The organism is Streptomyces sp. NPDC053367 (assembly GCF_044545925.1).
Lineage (GTDB): Bacteria > Actinomycetota > Actinomycetes > Streptomycetales > Streptomycetaceae > Streptomyces.
The window spans coordinates 592,571-611,284 of record NZ_JBITYN010000003.1 but is presented as its reverse complement, the minus strand read 5'-3'; the positions used below and the strand labels follow the sequence as shown (position 1 = coordinate 611,284).

17 protein-coding genes and 1 pseudogene are annotated in these 18,714 nt (G+C 73.4%); 10 read left to right on the top strand and 8 right to left on the bottom strand.

Features of this window, described 5'->3' with window-relative positions; all coding sequences use genetic code 11:
• The first annotated feature begins 51 nt into the window (after positions 1-51).
• Positions 52-1,062, top strand: a complete 1,011-nt coding sequence (locus tag ACIGXJ_RS12425) for an SAM-dependent methyltransferase (RefSeq protein ID WP_399643718.1) — start codon at positions 52-54, stop codon at positions 1,060-1,062.
• Between the two features lie 12 nt (positions 1,063-1,074).
• On the opposite strand, the gene ACIGXJ_RS12420 is transcribed toward ACIGXJ_RS12425, so the two are convergent.
• Entirely contained in the window at positions 1,075-2,226 is a 1,152-nt protein-coding gene (locus tag ACIGXJ_RS12420) for an NADH-quinone oxidoreductase subunit D (protein WP_399643563.1), read from the bottom strand.
• Positions 2,227-2,257: 31 nt separating this feature from the next.
• On the opposite strand from ACIGXJ_RS12420, the gene ACIGXJ_RS12415 reads away from it, so the two are divergent.
• Together ACIGXJ_RS12415 and ACIGXJ_RS12410 are read left to right on the top strand one after the other, a co-directional pair.
• Positions 2,258-2,761, top strand: a complete 504-nt coding sequence (locus ACIGXJ_RS12415; RefSeq protein ID WP_399643561.1) for a PH domain-containing protein — start codon at positions 2,258-2,260, stop codon at positions 2,759-2,761.
• Positions 2,758-4,095 carry a PH domain-containing protein gene (locus ACIGXJ_RS12410; RefSeq protein WP_399643559.1) on the top strand — a complete coding sequence of 446 codons (1,338 nt, stop codon included), beginning with the start codon at positions 2,758-2,760 and terminating at the stop codon, positions 4,093-4,095. Before ACIGXJ_RS12415 ends, ACIGXJ_RS12410 begins: the two co-directional genes overlap by 4 nt.
• 57 nt (positions 4,096-4,152) lie before the next feature.
• Here the strand turns inward: ACIGXJ_RS12410 and ACIGXJ_RS12405 are convergent, their stop codons facing one another.
• On the bottom strand, positions 4,153-5,454 hold the full coding sequence (locus ACIGXJ_RS12405; protein ID WP_399643557.1) for a hypothetical protein: 1,302 nt from the start codon (positions 5,452-5,454) through the stop codon (positions 4,153-4,155).
• Positions 5,455-5,673: 219 nt separating this feature from the next.
• Between ACIGXJ_RS12405 and ACIGXJ_RS12400 the strand changes: the two are divergent.
• From ACIGXJ_RS12400 to ACIGXJ_RS12370, 7 genes and pseudogenes are all read left to right on the top strand, one after another.
• Positions 5,674-6,960, top strand: a pseudogene (locus tag ACIGXJ_RS12400) (phosphatidylglycerol lysyltransferase domain-containing protein); the annotation flags it as partial.
• Between the two features lie 200 nt (positions 6,961-7,160).
• A complete protein-coding gene (locus ACIGXJ_RS12395; RefSeq protein ID WP_399643556.1) occupies positions 7,161-7,586 on the top strand; it encodes a hypothetical protein in 426 nt (141 codons plus the stop codon).
• 100 nt (positions 7,587-7,686) lie between these two features.
• Entirely contained in the window at positions 7,687-8,616 is a 930-nt protein-coding gene (gene folP, locus ACIGXJ_RS12390) for a dihydropteroate synthase (protein WP_399643554.1), read from the top strand.
• A gap of 148 nt (positions 8,617-8,764) precedes the next feature.
• Entirely contained in the window at positions 8,765-9,268 is a 504-nt protein-coding gene (locus tag ACIGXJ_RS12385) for a nuclear transport factor 2 family protein (RefSeq protein WP_399643552.1), read from the top strand.
• A gap of 282 nt (positions 9,269-9,550) precedes the next feature.
• On the top strand, positions 9,551-9,910 hold the full coding sequence (gene folB / locus ACIGXJ_RS12380) for a dihydroneopterin aldolase (protein WP_399643550.1): 360 nt from the start codon (positions 9,551-9,553) through the stop codon (positions 9,908-9,910).
• Positions 9,907-10,518, top strand: coding sequence for a 2-amino-4-hydroxy-6-hydroxymethyldihydropteridine diphosphokinase (gene folK / locus ACIGXJ_RS12375; RefSeq protein WP_399643548.1), 612 nt, complete (start codon positions 9,907-9,909; stop codon positions 10,516-10,518). The genes folB and folK overlap by 4 nt, the downstream gene beginning before the upstream one ends.
• Positions 10,519-10,569: 51 nt before the next feature.
• Positions 10,570-11,058, top strand: coding sequence for a DUF3180 domain-containing protein (locus tag ACIGXJ_RS12370; RefSeq protein ID WP_399643546.1), 489 nt, complete (start codon positions 10,570-10,572; stop codon positions 11,056-11,058).
• Positions 11,059-11,100: 42 nt separating this feature from the next.
• On the opposite strand, the gene folE is transcribed toward ACIGXJ_RS12370, so the two are convergent.
• The 6 genes from folE to dacB all read right to left on the bottom strand — a co-directional run bounded on the left by folE (position 11,101) and on the right by dacB (position 18,667).
• A complete protein-coding gene (gene folE, locus ACIGXJ_RS12365) occupies positions 11,101-11,706 on the bottom strand; it encodes a GTP cyclohydrolase I FolE (RefSeq protein WP_399643544.1) in 606 nt (201 codons plus the stop codon).
• Positions 11,707-11,845: 139 nt separating this feature from the next.
• Positions 11,846-13,885, bottom strand: a complete 2,040-nt coding sequence (ftsH, locus tag ACIGXJ_RS12360; protein ID WP_399643716.1) for an ATP-dependent zinc metalloprotease FtsH — start codon at positions 13,883-13,885, stop codon at positions 11,846-11,848.
• 194 nt (positions 13,886-14,079) lie between these two features.
• Complete coding sequence (gene hpt, locus ACIGXJ_RS12355) at positions 14,080-14,640, bottom strand: hypoxanthine phosphoribosyltransferase (RefSeq protein ID WP_067028163.1); 561 nt, start codon at positions 14,638-14,640, stop codon at positions 14,080-14,082.
• Between the two features lie 75 nt (positions 14,641-14,715).
• The gene (gene tilS / locus ACIGXJ_RS12350) at positions 14,716-15,741 is read right to left on the bottom strand and encodes a tRNA lysidine(34) synthetase TilS (protein WP_399643542.1); all 1,026 of its coding nucleotides are present in this window, start codon (positions 15,739-15,741) and stop codon (positions 14,716-14,718) included.
• Positions 15,742-15,933: 192 nt separating this feature from the next.
• Complete coding sequence (locus ACIGXJ_RS12345) at positions 15,934-17,067, bottom strand: zinc-dependent metalloprotease (protein WP_399643540.1); 1,134 nt, start codon at positions 17,065-17,067, stop codon at positions 15,934-15,936.
• Positions 17,068-17,140: 73 nt separating this feature from the next.
• A complete protein-coding gene (dacB, locus tag ACIGXJ_RS12340) occupies positions 17,141-18,667 on the bottom strand; it encodes a D-alanyl-D-alanine carboxypeptidase/D-alanyl-D-alanine-endopeptidase (protein ID WP_399643538.1) in 1,527 nt (508 codons plus the stop codon).
• Positions 18,668-18,714: the final 47 nt, after the last annotated feature.

Sequence of the window (18,714 nt, the reverse complement as noted above, 5' to 3'; positions counted from 1 at the left end):
GAGGTGAGGGGCCGAGTGAAGGGCAGGGTGAGGGGCGCGGTGACGGACGCGGTGACGGGCCGGGCGCGGGGCGCGGCCGGCGAGTGGCGCGGGTGGCGGGCGGCCACCCGGGACGCCCTGTACGGGCCGGACGGCTTCTACCGCAGGCCGGAGGGCCCGGCCGGGCACTTCCGTACGTCGGTGCACGCCTCGCCGCTGTTCGCGCGGGCCGTGGCCCGGCTGCTCGGCCGGGTCGACGAGGCCCTGGGCCACCCCGGGCGGCTGGACTTCGTCGACATGGCCGCGGGCCGGGGCGAGCTGGCGGCCGGGGTGCTAGCGGCGCTGCCCGCCGGCGTGGCGGCACGCGCGCGCGTGTACGCCGTCGAGATCGCCGGGCGCCCGGACGGTCTTGATCCCCGGATCGAGTGGCTCACCGAGCCGCCGCGGGCCGTCACCGGGCTGCTGTTCGCCAACGAGTGGCTGGACAACGTCCCCGTCGACGTCGCCGAGGTGGACGCCGACGGCGTGCCCCGGCTGGTGCTCGTACGGGAGGACGGGACCGAGCGGCTCGGCGGGCCGGTCTCGGGCGCTGAAGCCGAGTGGCTGGCGCGCTGGTGGCCGCTGCCGGGTGAGGAGGGGATGCGGGCCGAGATCGGGCTGCCCCGGGACACCGCGTGGGCCGGGGCGGTCTCCTGTGTGCAGCGGGGGCTCGCGGTGGCCGTCGACTACGCGCACACCGCCGGCGCACGCCCCCCGTTCGGGACGCTCACCGGCTTCCGGGAGGGGCGTGGGACGGCGCCCGTGCCCGACGGGTCGTGCGATGTCACGGCGCATGTCGCGCTGGACGCGTGCGCGCTCCCCGGGGGGAGCGTGGTCTCCCAGCGCACCGCCCTGCGCGCCCTTGACCTCACCGGCGCACGCCCCCCGCTCACGCTCGCGTCCACGAACCCGGCGGAGTACGTGCGCGCCCTCGCGAGCGCCGGGGAGGCCGCCGAGCTCACCGCGCCGGGCGGCCTCGGCGACTTCGGCTGGCTGATCCAGCCGGTCGGGATGGCGAACCCACTCGCGGAGCGGGCGCTCTGACCCCCGGACGCCCTACTTGTCGATGTCCCCGACCACGAAGAACATCGAGCCCAGGATCGCCACCATGTCCGCGACCAGCGTGCCCGGCAGCAGCTCGGTGAGCGCCTGGATGTTGTTGTACGACGCCGAGCGCAGCTTCAGCCGGTACGGCGTCTTCTCGCCCTTGCTGACCAGGTAGTAGCCGTTGATGCCGAGCGGGTTCTCGGTCCACGCGTACGTGTGCCCCTCGGGTGCCTTCAGCACCTTGGGCAGCCGCTGGTTGATCGGGCCGGGCGGCAGCTCGGCGAGCCGGTCCAGACAGGCGTCGGCCAGGTCCAGCGCGTTGTGGGTCTGCTCCAGGAGGCACTCGAACCGGGCGAGGCAGTCGCCCTCCTGCCGGGTGACCACCTTCAAGACGTCCTGCAGCTCCCCGTACGCCAGGTACGGCTCGTCCCGGCGCAGGTCGAAGTCGACGCCGGAGGCGCGCCCGATGGGCCCGCTCACGCCGTACGCGTGCACGGCCTGCGGCGTCAGCTCGCCCACGCCGCGGGTGCGCCCGCGGAAGATCTCGTTGCCGAGGACCAGGTCGTCGAAGACGTCCATGCGCGAGCGCACCGCGGCGACCGCGCCACGCGCGCGTGCGGCCCAGCCCGCGGGCAGGTCCTCCTTGAGGCCGCCGACGCGGTTGAACATGTAGTGCATGCGCCCGCCGGAGACCTCCTCCATCACGTTCTGGAGGACCTCGCGCTCACGGAACGCGTAGAAGACCGGCGTGATGCCGCCCAGCTCCAGCGGGTAGGAGCCGAGGAACATCAGGTGGTTCAGCACCCGGTTCAGCTCCGCGAGGAGGGTGCGCGTCCACACCGCCCGCTCGGGCACCTCCATGCCGAGCATGCGCTCCACCGCCAGCACGACGCCCAGCTCGTTGGAGAACGCCGACAGCCAGTCGTGGCGGTTGGCGAGCATGATGATCTGCCGGTAGTCGCGCGCCTCGAACAGCTTCTCCGCGCCCCGGTGCATATAGCCGATCACCGGCTCCGCGCGCGTGATGCGCTCGCCGTCCAGGACGAGCTTGAGCCGCAGCACGCCGTGCGTCGACGGGTGCTGGGGCCCGATGTTGAGCACCATGTCGGTGCTCTCCGCGGCGCCGCCGATTCCGACCATCGTCTCCGTCTGAGGAGTCATGGACACAGTCTCTCCTACGTACGCTGGCCGTATGGAGACGGGGAGCCCGCAGGACACACAGGCGCAGGAGACCGAACCCTTGTGGACCGGGCTGCCACCGGGACTGCTGCGGATGCGGCGGACGCTGCTGGTGCTGTGGCTGGGACTCGCGGCGCTCGGTACGGGCCTGCTGCTCGGCCTGCTCGTCGGCCCCGGCTGGGCGGCCCTCGCCCTGCTCCCGCTGGCGCTCGCCGCCTGGGGATGGGTGCTGCTCGGCCGCAACTGGCGCTCCTGGCGCTACGCCGAGCGCGCCGACGACCTGCTGATCAGCCGCGGTGTGCTGTGGCGCGCGGTCACCGTCGTGCCGTACGGCCGTATGCAGCTGGTCGAGGTCACCTCCGGGCCCCTCGAACGGCACTTCGGGCTGGCCAACGTCCAGCTGCACACCGCGGCCGCCGCGACCGACGCGACCATCCCCGGCCTCGCCCCCGCCGAGGCGGAACGCCTGCGCGACCGGCTGAACGAGCTGGGCCGGGCCCGGTCGGCGGGCCTGTGAGCGCGCCGGACGCCGACGGGGGCGCACCGGCCGAGGGTGCCGTCGCCGAACGTCGGCTGCACCCCGTCACACCGCTGCGGCGGGCCTGGGCGCCCATAGCCGTGATCATCGGATGGGCCGTGCACGACCCGGCCCAGACGCAGCGCCAGCTGGAGCGGCTCACGACCACCACGCTGCTGGTCGCGCTGGCCCTGGTCGTCCCGGCAGCCGCCCTCTACGGCTTTTTGACCTGGTGGTACACCCACTTCGCGGTGACCGGCGGCGAACTGCGCATCCGCACCGGCCTGGTGTTCCGGCGCACCGCGCACATCCGGCTGGAGCGGATCCAGGCCATCGACGTCAGCCGGCCGCTGCTCGCGCGGATCGCCGGCGTGGCGAAGCTCAGGCTGGACGTCATAGGAGCGGACAAGAAGGACGAACTGGCCTTCCTGGGGGAGCGTGAGGCGCGTGCGCTGCGCGCGGAACTGCTCGCGCGCGCCGCGGGGCTCGCGCCCGGGACGGCGCACGAAGCCGGTGAGGCACCGGCGCGTGTGCTGCTGCGCGTGCCCCCCGGCGTACTCGCCGGCTCGCTGCTGCTGACCGGCGCGACCTGGGGCACGCTGGCCGCCGCGCTCGTCGTACCGCCGGTGCTGTGGATCGCCACCCACAGCCTGTGGACAGCCCTCGCGACCGCGCTGCCGCTGCTGGGCGCGGCGGGCGCGAGCAGCGTGGGACGGTTCGTCGCCGACTACGACTGGACGGTCGCCGAGTCCCCGGACGGGCTGCGCATCGACCGCGGGCTGCTGGACCGCGCCCATGAGACGGTGCCGCCGGGGCGGGTGCAGACCGTGCGGATCGTGGAGCCGCTGCTGTGGCGGACCCGGGGCTGGGTGCGGGTGGAGCTGGACGTGGCCGGATCGCCCGACTCCGTCCTGGTGCCGGTCGCGCCGCGCGAGATCGCCGAGTCGCTCGTCGCGCGCGTGCTGCCCGGGGTGACCGTACCGCCGCGTTCGTCGCTGCGGCGGCCGCCGCATCGCGCGGGCCGGTGCCTGCCGTTGTGGTGGCGCGGGCAGGGGCTCGCGGTCACCGACGCGGTGTTCGCCGCGCGGCACGGGCTGCTGCGCCGCCGCCTCGCCCTCGTCCCGCACGCCAAGGTGCAGAGCGTACGGCTCACCCAGGGGCCCTGGCAGCGCCTGTGGCGGCTCGCCGACGTCCACGTGGACACCGGCGCCGACAAGAGCGTCACGGCCCGTCTGCGGGACGCCGAGGAGGCGGAGCGGCTGCTGCGCGACCAGGCGGAGCGGTCCCGCACCGGACGCCGGGACGCCCTGCCCGACCGGTGGATGACGCCGTAGACGCCGAGAGGGCGGCACGCGTGCGCGTGCCGCCCCCCGGACGTCGGTGACCGCGTGTCAGGAAGCCGCGCTGCGCAGCCCCTGGACGTCGATCTGCTCGGTCTCGTCGTGCGCGGTCAGGTCGATCACCTGGCCGACGCCCCGGGTCTGCGCACCGGCCGGGCGGAACCGCGCCTCGGACTCGGCCTTGTGCAGATCGAGCGCCTCCTGGCCGACGACGTCGGCGAGGTCCTCGTTCTGCACCGCCTCCAGCGCCGCGGCCTCGGGCGACTTGGTGCCGAAGAAGTCGAACCCGCCCTCGACCGACGGACGCCGCGCGGGAGCGGGCGGTACGACGGCCACCGCGGTCGGCACGGCGAAGTGCCCGCCGGGCGGCGGCACGGGCGCGGCGGCGGCCTCGCCGGACTGCGCCGCGGGGGTCTGTCCGCCCTGGTCGGCGACCGCCCGGGTGTCCTGGGCCGCGGGGGTCCGGGCGTCGTGCGCGGAGGTGCGTACGGCCTCGTCGGCGCCGGGCGCGCGGTCCCGCGCGGGGTCCGGGGCCTGGTCCTCGGGGGCGTTCGGGGTGGCGGCCGCGCGCTCGTGTCCGGCGGCCGCCCCGGCCTTCCCCCGCGCCTCGTCCTCCGGCGCGGCCTCCGGGGCGGCGGGGCCGTCGGTGTCGCCGTTCGCCTCGGGGGCGGCGGTCTTCGCGGCCGCCTCGGTGCCGCCGGCGCCCTTGCCGTCGGCGGCGAAGCGGCTCAGGGCGGCGTTCGCCCGCAGGAACAGCTGGGAGCCCTCCGGCGAGAACACCGCGGGCCTCTTGGGCTCCTCCGCACGCGCGTGGTCCGCCTCGGGCTCCTGCGGGGCCGACTCCACCTCGGCGGGGCGCGGCGCCGGTACGGGCGGCAGCGCCGCACGCGCGGGTGTGCCGGCCTCGATCTCCAGCAGACGGCGGCCCTCCAGCGCGCTGGCCCGCTCGGTCTCCGCGGTGGCGTAGCGGCGCAGCAGGGACGCGTGTTCGTTGCGCAGCTTCGCCAGTTCGGCGCGCTTGGCCCGCAGCCGCTGCTCCAGCTTGCCGCGCAGCTCGCGCGACTCGTCGAGGTCGGACTCCAGTTCGGCGACCCGCTCCTCGTATCGCCACTCGTCGCTCGCACGCGCGCGCGTGAGGTCGGCGACCTGCTTGCCCGCCTGCGTGTCCCAGCGGCGCATGACGACCGCGCCGGTGACCGCGGTGACCGCGGCCACCGCGGCGAGAGAGCGCAGCAGCGCCGCTTCCGTGAACACCCAAGGGCCGAGCGCGCAGACGACGGAGACGCCTGCGATCGCCGACGGCGGCAGCAGCCTGTGCAGAGGCGGGGAATGGCGGTGACGTCCACGTGGCATGGCCAGAAACTTACCGCGCGTAGGGGAATCGTGGTGCCCTGGGTCACAAAAACACCGGCACTCCAGAGCCTTCACAGGGCATCAGGCGTTCACGGCGCCCGGGCGGGTGCGCGCGCCGAGTGAACCTCCCTCCCGAACTCACCGTCCTAGAGGGCGCAATGTCGCCGGATGCCCGAATCGGCACCGGCACCGAGCCCTCTCGCGGAACCACGGGAAGCGATGTCTGCCAGGGAAGTACACGACACGACGGGCAGGGCTCCCGCCCCGCCCGGCCGCGCGGGGCAACCGCCGCGCGGCCCACGGCCGAGGTCCGTGCCCGTCCTCGTCGCCCGCGCGGGCGCGCTGGTGGGCGTGCTCGACATCGCCGCCGGCGTCTTCCCGCGTTTCCACCACGGCCGTACGCACACCCTCGCCGGAGTCCTGCCCGACGTCCTCCCGCGTACGTTCGGCCCGTTCGCCGCCGCGCTCTCGCTGAGCACCGGTGTGCTGCTGCTCCTGCTCGCACACGGCCTGCGGCAGGGCAGGCGGCGGGCCTGGTGGGCGGCCGCGCTGCTGCTGCCCGTCGGGGCCGTCGCCCAGTTCACCTACCGCGGTTCCGTCCTGGGCGTGGTCGTCCCGCTGGCGCTGCTGTGGCTGCTGCTGCGCCACCGCGACCGCTTCGCCGCGCCGAGCGATCCGCGCGGACGCCGGCACGCCCTCGCCAACTTCGTGCTCATGGGCGCCTTCTCGGTCGTCATCGGGCTGGTCGTGGTCAGCGCCCACCCCGGCCGGACGGTCGGCAACCCCAGCCTCGCCGACCGCCTCACCCACGTCCTGTACGGCCTGTTCGGCCACCAGGGCCCCGTCGACTACCGCGGCACGACCTCCTGGACGGTCTCCCTCTCCCTCGGCGCCCTCGGCCTGCTCACCGCCGTCACCACCCTCCACCTCGCCCTGCGCCCCGAACCCCCCGCCGCCCGCCCCACCCCCGAGGACGAGACCCGGCTGCGCGCCCTGCTGGAGCGGCACGGCGGCCCCTGCTCCCCCGGCGACTTCGCCCTGGGCCGTGACAGGGCCGTCGTGTTCTCCCCCAGCGGCAAGGCCGCCGTCACGTATCGCGTCGTCTCCGGAGTGATGCTCGCAAGCGGCGACCCCATCGGTGACGTCGAGGCCTGGCCCGGCGCCATCGAGCGCTTCATGGACGAGGCCCGCGCCCACTCCTGGACCCCCGCCGTCACGGGTTGCTCGGAGACCGGCGGGCAGGTGTGGACCCGCGAGACGGGCCTGGACGCCCTCGGACCGGGCGACGGGGTGGTGGACACCGCGGATTTCTCCCTGGCCGGCCGCCCGACGCACAACGCGCGTCAGATGGACGAGCGCGTCGAGCGCGCCGGTTACGCGAGCCTGGTACGACGTGTCCACGGCCTCGGTGACACCAGTTGGAGCGCGCCGGTCACGAGAGCCGGGCAGGACTGGTCGGCAACGCGGGTGACGCCGCGCTGGAGCGCGCCGGTCACGAGAGCCGGGCAGGACTGGCCGGCGACACGGGTGACGCCGCGCTGGAGCGCGCCGGTCACGAGAGCCGGGCAGGACTGGCCGGCGACACGGGTGACGCCGCCCTGGAGCGCGCCGGTCACGAGAGCCGGGCAGGACTGGTCGGCAACGCGGGTGACGCCGCGCTGGAGCGCGCCGGTCACGTGAGCCGAGGAACACGTGTCCACGGCACCGTGAAACGCCTCTCTCACGCCGCCGACGGCCGGCGCGGCACGGGCAGCGGCACCGGCCGCGGGGCGGACGGAGAGCGCGGCCTCCCCACGCCTCTGGGCGGGGCCGGCGCCCCGGCCGGCGGCGGCTGCCTGAACGCCACCGCACTCCTCGCCGACGACACGCCCGGCGCCTGCCCGGACCTGGGGCGGCGCGACGGCTCGGCCGACGCCGGCGCCGGGGAACTCCCCGGCGCCGCCGGCCTCCGCGCCGCGACCCGCCTCGACAGCACGCGCGTGCCTCGCAAGTTCACCGTCCTCCGCTCGGGCCGCGCCCGCGGCAGACTCCCGGCGCAGAGAGCTCTGCGCCCCGACCCGCGCGCCCCGCACCACCCCACACCCCCCTCGCGGCCCCGCGCCCTGCCTGAGCACCGGCTTCGCGCGGCCTGACCCGGGACAGGCCCGGGCACGGACCCCGCCCCCTCCGCTCCCGGGGGCCGTGCCCGGGCCGCACGCCGTGCCCGGCCCCCGCGGGGCCTACGCTGAACATATGAGCAAGCAGAGCGGACGCGGGCGCGTCACGGGCCTCCCGGAATGGGACCGCTGCGCGGTCATGGGGGTCGTCAACGTGACCCCCGACTCCTTCTCCGACGGCGGCCGCTGGTTCGACACCACCGCCGCCATCAAGCACGGCCTGGACCTCGTCGCCCAGGGCGCCGACCTGGTCGACGTCGGCGGCGAGTCCACCCGCCCCGGCGCCACCCGGGTCGACGAGGAGGAGGAACTGCGCCGCGTCATCCCTGTCGTCCGCGGCCTCGCCTCCGAGGGAGTCGTCGTCTCCGTCGACACCATGCGCGCCTCCGTCGCCGCCCGGTCCCTGGCCGCCGGAGCCGCCCTCGTCAACGACGTCAGCGGCGGGCTCGCCGACCCCGCCATGATCCCGGCCGTGGCCGACGCGGGCGCGCCCTTCGTGGTCATGCACTGGCGCGGATTCCTGGAAGGCGGCAACGTCAAGGGCCGCTACGCCGACGTCGTCGCCGAGGTCGTCGACGAGCTCCACGCGCGTGTGCAGGCCGTCCTCGACGGCGGCATCAGCCCCGACCGCGTCGTCGTCGACCCCGGGCTCGGCTTCTCCAAGGAGGCCGAGCACGACCTCGCCCTCCTCGCCCACCTCGACCGCCTGCGCGACCTCGGCCACCCGCTGCTGGTCGCCGCCTCCAGGAAACGCTTCCTCGGCCGCGTCCTCGCCGGCCCCGAGGGCGCCCCGCCTCCCGCCCGGGAGCGAGACGCCGCCACGGCCGCCGTCTCCGCCCTCGCCGCGCACTCCGGCGCCTGGGCGGTACGCGTCCACGAGGTGCGCGCCACGGCGGACGCCGTACGGGTCGCACGCGCCGTGGAAGGAGCGCGCACCACCCCCTGCACGCCCGGCGCGCACACCGAGCGCCCCGCCCGCGACGCCCCCGCGCCGGAGCGATCGTGAGGCGCATGGCGCCCCTGAACGACCCCGCACCGGGCGCCGCCGCCGGACGCCGGGCTCCCGGGGACGACTTCACGTCGGGCGCGAGCGCGAGCCGCCCGGCGCACACACCCGACCGCGCGCCCGGCGCGCAGCCTCACGAAGGAGCCCGGTGAGCGCCCCTCACACCGACGTCGAACAGGTCGAAGCCGCCAACACCGCCTTCTACGAGGCCTTGGAGCGCGGCGACTTCGAGGAACTCTCCTCGCACTGGCTCACCCCGTCCGACCTGGGCGTCGACGAGGAGTACCACGACCCCGCCGACACCGGGGTGGTCTCCTGTGTGCACCCCGGCTGGCCCGTCCTCACCGGCCGCGGCGAGGTGCTCAGGTCGTACGCGCTGATCATGGCGAACACCGACTACATCCAGTTCTTCCTCACCGACGTCCATGTCTCCGTCACCGGCGACACCGCAGTGGTCACCTGCACCGAGAACATCCTCAGCGGCGGCCCCGCCCCCGAGGGCGGCGGTGAGCTGGGCCCGCTGGTCGGCCAGCTCGTGGTCGCCACGAACGTGTTCCGGCGCACCCCGGACGGCTGGAAGATGTGGTCCCACCACGCCTCCCCGGTCCTGGCCGAGAACGACGAGGACGACGACGAGGACACCCCGGCCTGAGGCGGGTGGACGGACGGCAGGCAGCGCGGCCACGGCAGGCGGCACACCCCCACAAGGACCAAGAAGTGGTTGGAATCACGGCCCTCTGGGTAGGGGCGGCTACCGACCTGCGAGGCACCGGGTTCCCCAGGGAGAACACCCGCCGACCCCCCTGGCCCCGGCCCGGAGCCACGCCCCGTGGCCCGGCGCTGTCAGTGCCCGCAGGTAGATTCGTTCGAGGCCGGTGTACCGCCCGCACGCGGTAGGGACCGGCCGTCACCGACGATTGCAGGAGTGATTCGCGTGGATCGTGTCGCGCTGCGCGGCCTGAAGGCCCGCGGGCACCACGGTGTGTTCCCCAAGGAACGCGAAGAGGGCCAGACCTTCATCGTGGACCTCGTCCTGGGCCTGGACACCCGACCGGCCGCGGCCGACGACGACCTGGCGAAGACCGTGCACTACGGCATCGTGGCCGAGGAGGTCGTGGCCGTCGTCCAGGGCGAGCCCGTCAACCTCATCGAGACCCTCGCCGAGCGCATCGCCCAGGCCTGTCTGAAGCACGAGGGGGTCCAGGAGGTCGAGGTATGCGTCCACAAACCGGACGCGCCGATCACGGTCCCCTTCGACGACGTGACCATCACGATCACCCGGAGCCGAGTATGACCGCATCGTTCACCGAGGGTCCCAGCGACCCGACCGTACAGCCGGTGCCCGCCTCCGTCGTCGAGAAGGTCGACGCCGCCGACACCACCCTGCACAACCCGCGGCGCGCCGTGCTCTCCCTCGGCTCCAACCTGGGCAACCGCCTGGAGACCCTCCAGGGCGCCATCGACGCCCTGGAGGACACCCCGGGCGTCCGCGTCAAGGCCGTCTCCCCCGTCTACGAGACCGAGCCGTGGGGCGTGGAGCCCGGCAGCCAGCCCTCGTACTTCAACGCCGTCGTGATCCTCAAGACCACCCTGCCGCCGTCCTCCCTGCTGGAGCGGGCACACGCGGTCGAGGAGGCCTTCCACCGGGTGCGCGAGGAGCGCTGGGGCGCCCGCACCCTGGACGTCGACATCGTCGCCTACGCCGACGTCGTCTCCGAGGACCCCAAGCTCACCCTGCCCCACCCGCGCGCCCACGAGCGTGCCTTCGTCCTCGCCCCCTGGCACGACGTGGAGCCCGGCGCCCGGCTGCCCGGCCGGGGCTCCGTCGCCGAGCTGCTGGACACGGTCACCGTCGAGGGCGTCGCGCCGCGCAAGGACCTGGAACTCCGGCTGCCCGAGTAGTCGTTAAGGTCAACACGACCAGGCACGTCCGGGGGGAGCTGAAGGGACACCGTGAGAGAGCTGCGCATCAGGGTGCTGGCGGGTGTGTTCGTCATCGCCGGGATCCTGTCCTGGGCGGGCGCCCGCCTGTGGAACTCGGTCGGAACCCTCCCCAGCGTCCCCCTGGCCGCCCCCATCGTGCTGGCCGTGATCGCCGCGATCCTGCTGGCCACGGCCCTCTCGCTGCGCGCCCGCCTCAAGGCCCAGCGCGAGCGCCGCCCCGGCGCCAAGGGCGTCGACCCGCTCATGGCCGCCCGCGCCGTCGTCTTCGGCCAGGCCAGCGCCCTGGTCGCCGCCCTCGTCGCCGGCATGTACGGCGGCACCGGCGTCTTCCTGCTGGAGTACCTCGACATCCCCGCCCGTCGCGACCAGGCCATCTACGCCGGCTTCTCCGTCCTCACGGGCATCGGCGTCATAGCGGCGGCCATCTTCCTGGAACGCGTCTGCAAGCTCCCGGAGGACGACGAACACAACGGCACGGGCGCGGCGCCGGCGGCGTAGCCCCGTCCCGCCGCCCCAGCGGCCGTCACGCTGGGCGCGACGTCAGCGGGCCATGATCAGGCTCATCGCCTCGTTGCGCGTCGCCGCGTCCCGCAGCTGGCCGCGCACGGCAGAGGTGAGGGTCTTGGCGCCGGGCTTGCGGATGCCCCGCATCGACATGCACATGTGCTCGCACTCGATGACGACGATCACCCCGCGCGGTTCCAGGATCTCCATGAGGGAGTCCGCGATCTGCGTGGTGAGTCGTTCCTGCACCTGCGGCCGACGGGCGTAGACGTCCACGAGCCGGGCCAGCTTGGACAGGCCGGTGATCTTCCCGGAAGTGGCCGGGATGTAGCCGACGTGAGCGACGCCCCTGAACGGCACCAGATGGTGCTCACAGGTCGAGTACACCTCGATGTCCTTCACGAGCACCATCTCGTCGTGGCCGAGGTCGAACGTCGTCGTGAGCACGTCCTCGGGCTTCTGCCACAGCCCCGCGAATATCTCCTTGTAGGCGCGAGCCACCCGCCCCGGCGTCTCCTTCAGCCCCTCGCGGTCCGGGTCCTCGCCGACCGCGATCAGCAGTTCGCGTACGGCGTTCTCGGCGCGCTTCTCGTCGAACTCGCCGATGGGGCCTTCGCCGTCCAGCGTCACGGGGTCGGTCATCTGGTGCCTCGTTCCTGTGCATGTCGCGTAGGGATCACGCGTCTTACGTGCGGGCATGCGAAATGCCGCGCCCCCCAGGCTAGAACCAGGGGGGCGCGGCATCCATTCCGGGCCCGGTGAGGTCACCGGGGCCGGTGGGTCAGCTCTCGGGGCGGTCCTCGGTGACCGGCTCGACCGCCGGGGCGGAGTCGGTCGTCGTGGACTTGGCGGTGCTGATCGCCGCGGTCGAGCCGTTGGCACCGTTGGTCAGTGCGAGCTCCTTGGGGGAGAGCACCGGCGGGCGGGTGGACGGCGTACGGCGGGAGGAACCGGTCCAGGCGGGCCGGGGCGGGCGCTTGACGATCGGGGCGAAGATCTCGGCGATCTCCTCCTTGCCGAGGGTCTCCTTCTCCAGCAGCTGCAGGACGAGGTTGTCGAGGACGTCGCGGTTCTCGACCAGGATCTCCCAGGCCTCGTTGTGCGCGTTCTCGATGAGCTTCTTGACTTCCTCGTCCACCAGGGCGGCGACCTCTTCCGAGTAGTCGCGCTGGTGGGCCATCTCACGGCCGAGGAACGGCTCGGTGTTGTCGCCGCCGAACTTGATGGCGCCGAGACGCTCGGTCATGCCGTACTGGGTGACCATCGCGCGGGCCGTGGCGGTGGCCTTCTCGATGTCGTTCGCCGCGCCCGTGGTCGGGTCGTGGAAGACGAGCTCCTCGGCCGCGCGGCCGCCCAGCATGTAGGCCAGCTGGTCCAGCATCTCGTTGCGGGTCGTGGAGTACTTGTCCTCGTCCGGCAGGACCATCGTGTAGCCCAGCGCGCGACCGCGGCTGAGGATCGTGATCTTGTGGACCGGGTCGGAGTTCGGCGAGGCCGCCGCGACCAGGGCGTGGCCGCCCTCGTGGTACGCGGTGATCTTCTTCTCCTTGTCCGACATGATCCGGGTCCGCTTCTGCGGGCCCGCGACCACGCGGTCGATCGCCTCGTCCAGCATGTGGTTGTCGATCAGCTTCTTGTCCGAGCGGGCCGTGAGCAGCGCGGCCTCGTTCAGGACGTTGGACAGATCGGCACCCGTGAAGCCGGGGGTGCGGCGGGCGACGGCGGCAAGGTCGACGTCCGGCGCGACCGGCTTGCCCTTCTGGTGGACCTTGAGGATCTCCAGACGTCCCTGCATGTCCGGGCGGTCGACCGCGATCTGGCGGTCGAAGCGGCCGGGGCGCAGGAGGGCCGGGTCGAGGATGTCGGGGCGGTTCGTCGCGGCGATGAGGATCACGCCGCCCTTGACGTCGAAGCCGTCCATCTCGACGAGCAGCTGGTTCAGGGTCTGCTCGCGCTCGTCGTGACCGCCGCCGAGGCCGGCGCCGCGGTGGCGGCCGACCGCGTCGATCTCGTCGACGAAGACGATCGCCGGGGCGTTCGCCTTGGCCTGCTCGAACAGGTCACGGACCCGGGAGGCACCGACACCGACGAACATCTCGACGAAGTCGGAACCGGAGATCGAGTAGAACGGCACGCCCGCCTCGCCGGCGACGGCGCGCGCGAGCAGGGTCTTGCCGGTGCCGGGCGGGCCGTAGAGCAGCACGCCCTTGGGGATCTTGGCGCCGACGGCCTGGAACTTGGCGGGCTCCTGGAGGAACTCCTTGATCTCCTGGAGCTCCTCGACGGCCTCGTCGGAGCCGGCGACGTCGGCGAACGTCGTCTTGGGGGTGTCCTTGGTGATGAGCTTGGCCTTGGACTTGCCGAAGTTCATCACTCGCGAGCCGCCGCCCTGCATCTGATTCATCAGGAACAGGAACACGACGACGATCAGGACGAAGGGGAGCAGGGAGAGCAGGATGCCCACGATGGGGTTCTGCTTGGACGGCGAGACGGTGTAGCCGTCCGGGATCTGCTTGTCCTGGAACTTCTGCTGCAGCGTGCCGGCGATGGTCACGCCCTGGTCGCCGATGTAGCTCGCCTGGATCTTCGAGCTGCCCTCGACCTTCTGGCCTTCCTTCAGCTCGACCTTGATGGTCTGTTCGTCGCCTGTGGTCAGCTTGGCCGATTCGACCTTGTTCTCATTGATCGCCTGGACGACCTGGCCGGTGTCCACCGTCTTGTAGCCACCGGACGAGCCGACGACCTGCATCAACACGACCACGGCAAGGACGGCCAGCACGATCCACATGACCGGCCCACGGAAGTATCGCTTCACGTCCATCCATACGGAGCGGTGCCGCCCCGTCCCTCCTGCCATAGTGAGTTTGATAAGACAGTTCTTCTGACGGTACCCCAGCATTGTCGCCCGAAGCCGCACGGACGACTGGCGAACGACTGGCGAGAGCCGTCTGGATGCTCCAACGGCGCAGGCCCCGCCGGGGTTCCCGATCTTCGTACGAGGCTGCGCCCTTCGGGTCAGCCGCCGTAGACGTGGGGCGCGAGCGTACCGACGAACGGCAGGTTGCGGTACTTCTCGGCGTAGTCGAGGCCGTAGCCGACGACGAACTCGTTGGGGATGTCGAAGCCGACCCACTCGACGTCGATGGCGACCTTGGCCGCGTCGGGCTTGCGCAGCAGGGTGCACACCTTCAGCGACTCGGGCTCGCGCGAGCCGAGGTTGGACAGCAGCCAGGACAGGGTCAGTCCGGAGTCGATGATGTCCTCGACGATCAGGACGTGCTTGCCCTTGATGTCCGTGTCCAGGTCCTTGAGGATCCGCACCACGCCGGAGGACTGGGTGCCGGCGCCGTACGACGACACGGCCATCCAGTCCATGGTGACGGGGGTGGACAGCGCCCGGGCGAGGTCGGCCATGACCATCACCGCGCCCTTGAGGACGCCGACGATGAGCAGGTCCTTGCCCGCGTACTCCGCGTCGATCTTCGCGGCCAGCTCGGCCAGCTTCGCGTCGATCTCTTCCTTGGTGATGAGCACCTGCTTGAGGTCGGCACCCATGTCTTTCGCGTCCACCCGCATCACTTTCGGTCGTCCCACACCGGCCGTCCGGCCCCTCCGCGGGGAGGGACCGGGCATCTCCCCGGGGGGAGAGATTCAGCCTTGCCGAATCACCAGTCTGCCACCCTGGCGCTGGGCCACTACTTTGCCGGGCAGGTTGATGGCTCCCTGACCGCGCCAGCCGGTGATCAGCCGGTCGACTTCCTCGATGTGCCGGGCGAACAGCGAGCCGGCCGGGGCGCCCGCCTCGATGGCCGCGCGGCGCAGGATCCGGCGGCGTACGGCGGGCGGCAGGGCGTAGAGCTTGGCGCACTCCAGCAGTCCGGCGGCGTCGCGTACGGAGGCCTCCGCCTGACTGGCCCACGCGTCGAGGGCGTCGGCGTCGTCGCGGGAGAGCTGGGCCGTACGGGCGAGGGCCTCGATGACGCCCTTGCCGAGGGCCTTCTCCAGGGCGGGCAGTCCCTCGTGGCGCAGCCGGGACCTGGTGTAGGCGGGGTCGGTGTTGTGCGGGTCGTCCCACACGGGCAGCGACTGGACCATGCAGGCCTTGCGCGCGGTCTGCCGGTCGAGCTGCAGGAAGGGGCGCCGGTAGCGGCCGTCGGCCCCCGAGACCGCGGCCATGCCGGACAGGGAGCGGATGCCGGAGCCGCGGGCGAGTCCGAGCAGGACGGTCTCGGCCTGGTCGTCGCGCGTGTGGCCGAGCAGGACGGCGGCGGCGCCGTGGCGTACGGCGGCGGCGTCGAGGGCGGCGTAGCGGGCGTCGCGGGCGGCGGCTTCCGGGCCTCCGTCGCGGCCGACGGTGACGGTGGCGGCTTCGACGGGGTCGAGGCCGAGTCCGCGCAGGCGCAGGACGACTTCCTGGGCGCGCAGGTCGGAGCCGGCCTGGAGGCCGTGGTCGACGGTGATGCCGCCGGCCCGGATGCCGAGCCGGGGGGCCTCGAAGGCGAGGGCGGAGGCGAGCGCCATGGAGTCGGCGCCGCCGGAGCAGGCGACGAGCACGAGCGGCGCCGGGGGGCGTTCGTGGTCGGTGTCCTGCCGGGCAGGGATGTGGTCGTCGAGGATGTCGTGGAGGACGCGGCGGACCGCCAGGCGTATCGCCGCGACCGCAGGATGGGGACCCATGTCCGGTTCCCTTCATGAAGTTGTCGGGGGTGTGCCCCGGGTTCGGTCACTCAGAGTGTGTAGATGGTGACAGAACCGGGCCGTTCCCCGAGCATTGCACGCCTGTCCATGGCCCACGGTCCCTCGGACGGGTGATTGGAGGGGCGTTCGCCTGTCGTGGGCCGAGATCCGTTCACACCGTCCGCTCGTCCTTCACGCCTCGGTCCTTCCGTGCACCCGGGTGATCCAGTCCGCGGGTTGGGCGATCTCGCTCTTGGTGGGGAGCGTGTTCGGGGACGTCCACACGCGGTTGAAGCCGTCCATGCCGACCTGGTCGACGACGGCGCGGACGAAGCGTTCGCCGTCGCGGTACTGGCGGAGCTTGGCGTCCAGGCCGAGCAGCCTGCGCAGGGCGAGGTCGAGGCGGGAGGCGCCCTTGGCGCGGCGCTGCTGGAACTTCTCGCGGATCTCGGCGACGCTCGCGACGACCTCCGGTCCGACGCCGTCCATGACGTAGTCGGCGTGGCCTTCGAGCAGGGACATCACGGCGGTCAGGCGGGCGAGGATCTCGCGCTGGGCGGGCGTCTGGACGATCTCGACGAGGGAGCGGCCGCCGTCGTCCTCCTCGCCCTCGGGGCGGCCTCCGGCGAGCGACTGGGCGGCCTCGCGGATGCGTTCGAGGACGGTGCCGGGGTCGACGTCGGTCTCGGCGAGGAATGCCTGGATCTCGCCCTCGAGGTGGGCGCGCAGCCAGGGCACGGCCGTGAACTGGGTGCGGTGGGTCTCCTCGTGCAGGCATACCCAGAGCCGGAAGTCGTGGGGTTCGACGTCGAGCTCGCGTTCGACGTGGACGATGTTCGGCGCGACGAGCAGCAGCCGGCCGCCGCCGTTCTCGCCGGCGGGCAGGTCGCGGGTGGAGGGGGCGAAGGTCTCGTACTGGCCGAGGACGCGGGAGGCCAGGAACGACAGCAGCATGCCGAGTTCGACACCGGTGACCTTGCCGCCGACCGTGCCGAGCAGGGCACCGCCGGAGCTGCCGGAGCGGCGCTCCTGCATCCTGTCGAGCAGGGGTTTGAGGATCTCCCGGAACCCGGCGACGTTGGCCTTGACCCAGCCGGGGCGGTCCACGACCAGCACGGGGGTGTCGTCCAGCCCGTCCGTGCCGAGGCGGGTGAACCCGCGGACGTGTTCCTCGGAGGCCTTGGCGTGCCGGCGCAGCTCGGCGACGACGGCGCGGGCCTCGTCACGGCTGATCTCGGGGCCCGGCCGTACCAGCCGGGTCGCCGTCGCCACGGCGAGGTTCCAGTCGATCATTCCGGCAGATGCGGCACCACCGATGCTCGTCATGCGTCAACCGTACGTGAGCGCTGCCGTCGGGGGCAGGGCGTCGTCAGGCGGCCCGGGCCGGGGCGTGTCGTCCCTACCGGCAGCCGCAGGCCGCCAGGGCCGTCGCCGCCTCGTCGAGGGCCTTCTGGGTCGCCGTCGGATCGACGGTGCCCGAGGTGAGGAACGCGAAGGCGAGGAGCCGGCCGTCCCGGGTGACGACCGTGCCGGCGAGGGCGTTCACCCCGGTCAGGGTGCCGGTCTTGGCGCGTACGAGGCCCGCGGCGCCGTCGGTGTAGCGGCTGGTCAGGGTGCCGGTGAAGCCGGCCACCGGCAGGCCGGTCAGGGCCGGGCGCAGCTCGGGGTGGGCGGGGTCGGCGGACCGGGCGAGGAGGGCGGTGAGGAGGCCGGTGGTGAGGCGGTCCTCGCGGCTGAGGCCGCTGCCGTCGGTGAAGACGGCGCCCTTCGTCGGCAGGCCGAGCTTCTTCAGCCGGTCGTGCACCGCGCGGCCGGCCCCGGCGAAGTCGGGGCGTTCGCCCGAGGCGAGGGCGACGTGGCGGACGAGGGCTTCGGCGATGTCGTTGTCGCTGTTGGTCAGCATGCGCTCGACGAGGGTGGCGAGTGGCGGGGAGGAGACGGTGGCGAGGTTCTGCGCGCGCGTGCTGGCCTTGGACGGGCCGGGCGCGGTCGTCCTGATGCCGTGGGACTTCAGCAGATCGCCGAAGAGGCGCGTGGCGTCGGCGGCGGGCTCGGCGCTGCGCGGGGCGGGGCCGCTGGTGGAGTCGTCGGTGCGGGCCTCGTCGGCCATCAGGGCGGTGACGGGGGCGAGGTTGTCGTTGACCCCGATCGGGTGGAGTTCGTCACCGGCGTAGAGCGTGGTGTCGTACGAGAGTGTGACCTGGTGTACGCCGCGTTCGCGCAGTTGCGCGGCCGTGCGGGCGGCGAGGGTGCGCAGGCTCGCCCAGCCGTCGGCGTCCTCGCGGGCGGTGAGGGTGGGGTCGCCGCCGCCGACGAGGACGAGTTCGCCGGTGTCGGGTTCCAGGGCGGTGCGGGTGGTGAGGCGGTGGTCGGGGCCGAGGGCGGACAGGGCCGCGACGGCGGTGGCGACCTTGGTGGTGGAGGCGGGGATGAGGGCCTCGTCGGCGCGGGAGCCGTACAGGGGGCGGCCGGTGGTCAGGTCGACGACGCCGGCCGCGTGCTGTTCGCCGAGGGCGGGCCCGGTGAGCAGGGGGTCCAGGACGTCGGCGACGGGGCGGGCGCCGGGGGCGGACTTCGTGACGGGGGCGGCGCCGCCGAGGCCGGTGAGGACGGAGGCGGCGCTGGGGGCGGGGCGCGGTGCGGCGGATGTCGCGCCGGGGCCGTGATCTGCGCCACCTGTGGCGGCCCGGGCGGCTGCCCGCTCGCGCTCGGCCGTACGCTGACCCGTGGAATCCCAGGGCCCCGCGGCGGTGACCACGCCGGCGGCCAGCGCCAGTCCGGCGGTGGCGGCGCCCGCGGTGTACTGCCAGGTTCTGACCCTTGTGACCTGCGGGTTTGCGGCCCGCACCCACCGCGTGACCCGCGGTTTCGCGGCCGCTGCGACCCGGGCGAGACGAGGTCGTACGGCGTTCGCGACCCGTGTCATCCGCGGCCTCGCCGCCCGCCAAGGCCTCAGCTCTGGCACGACACCAG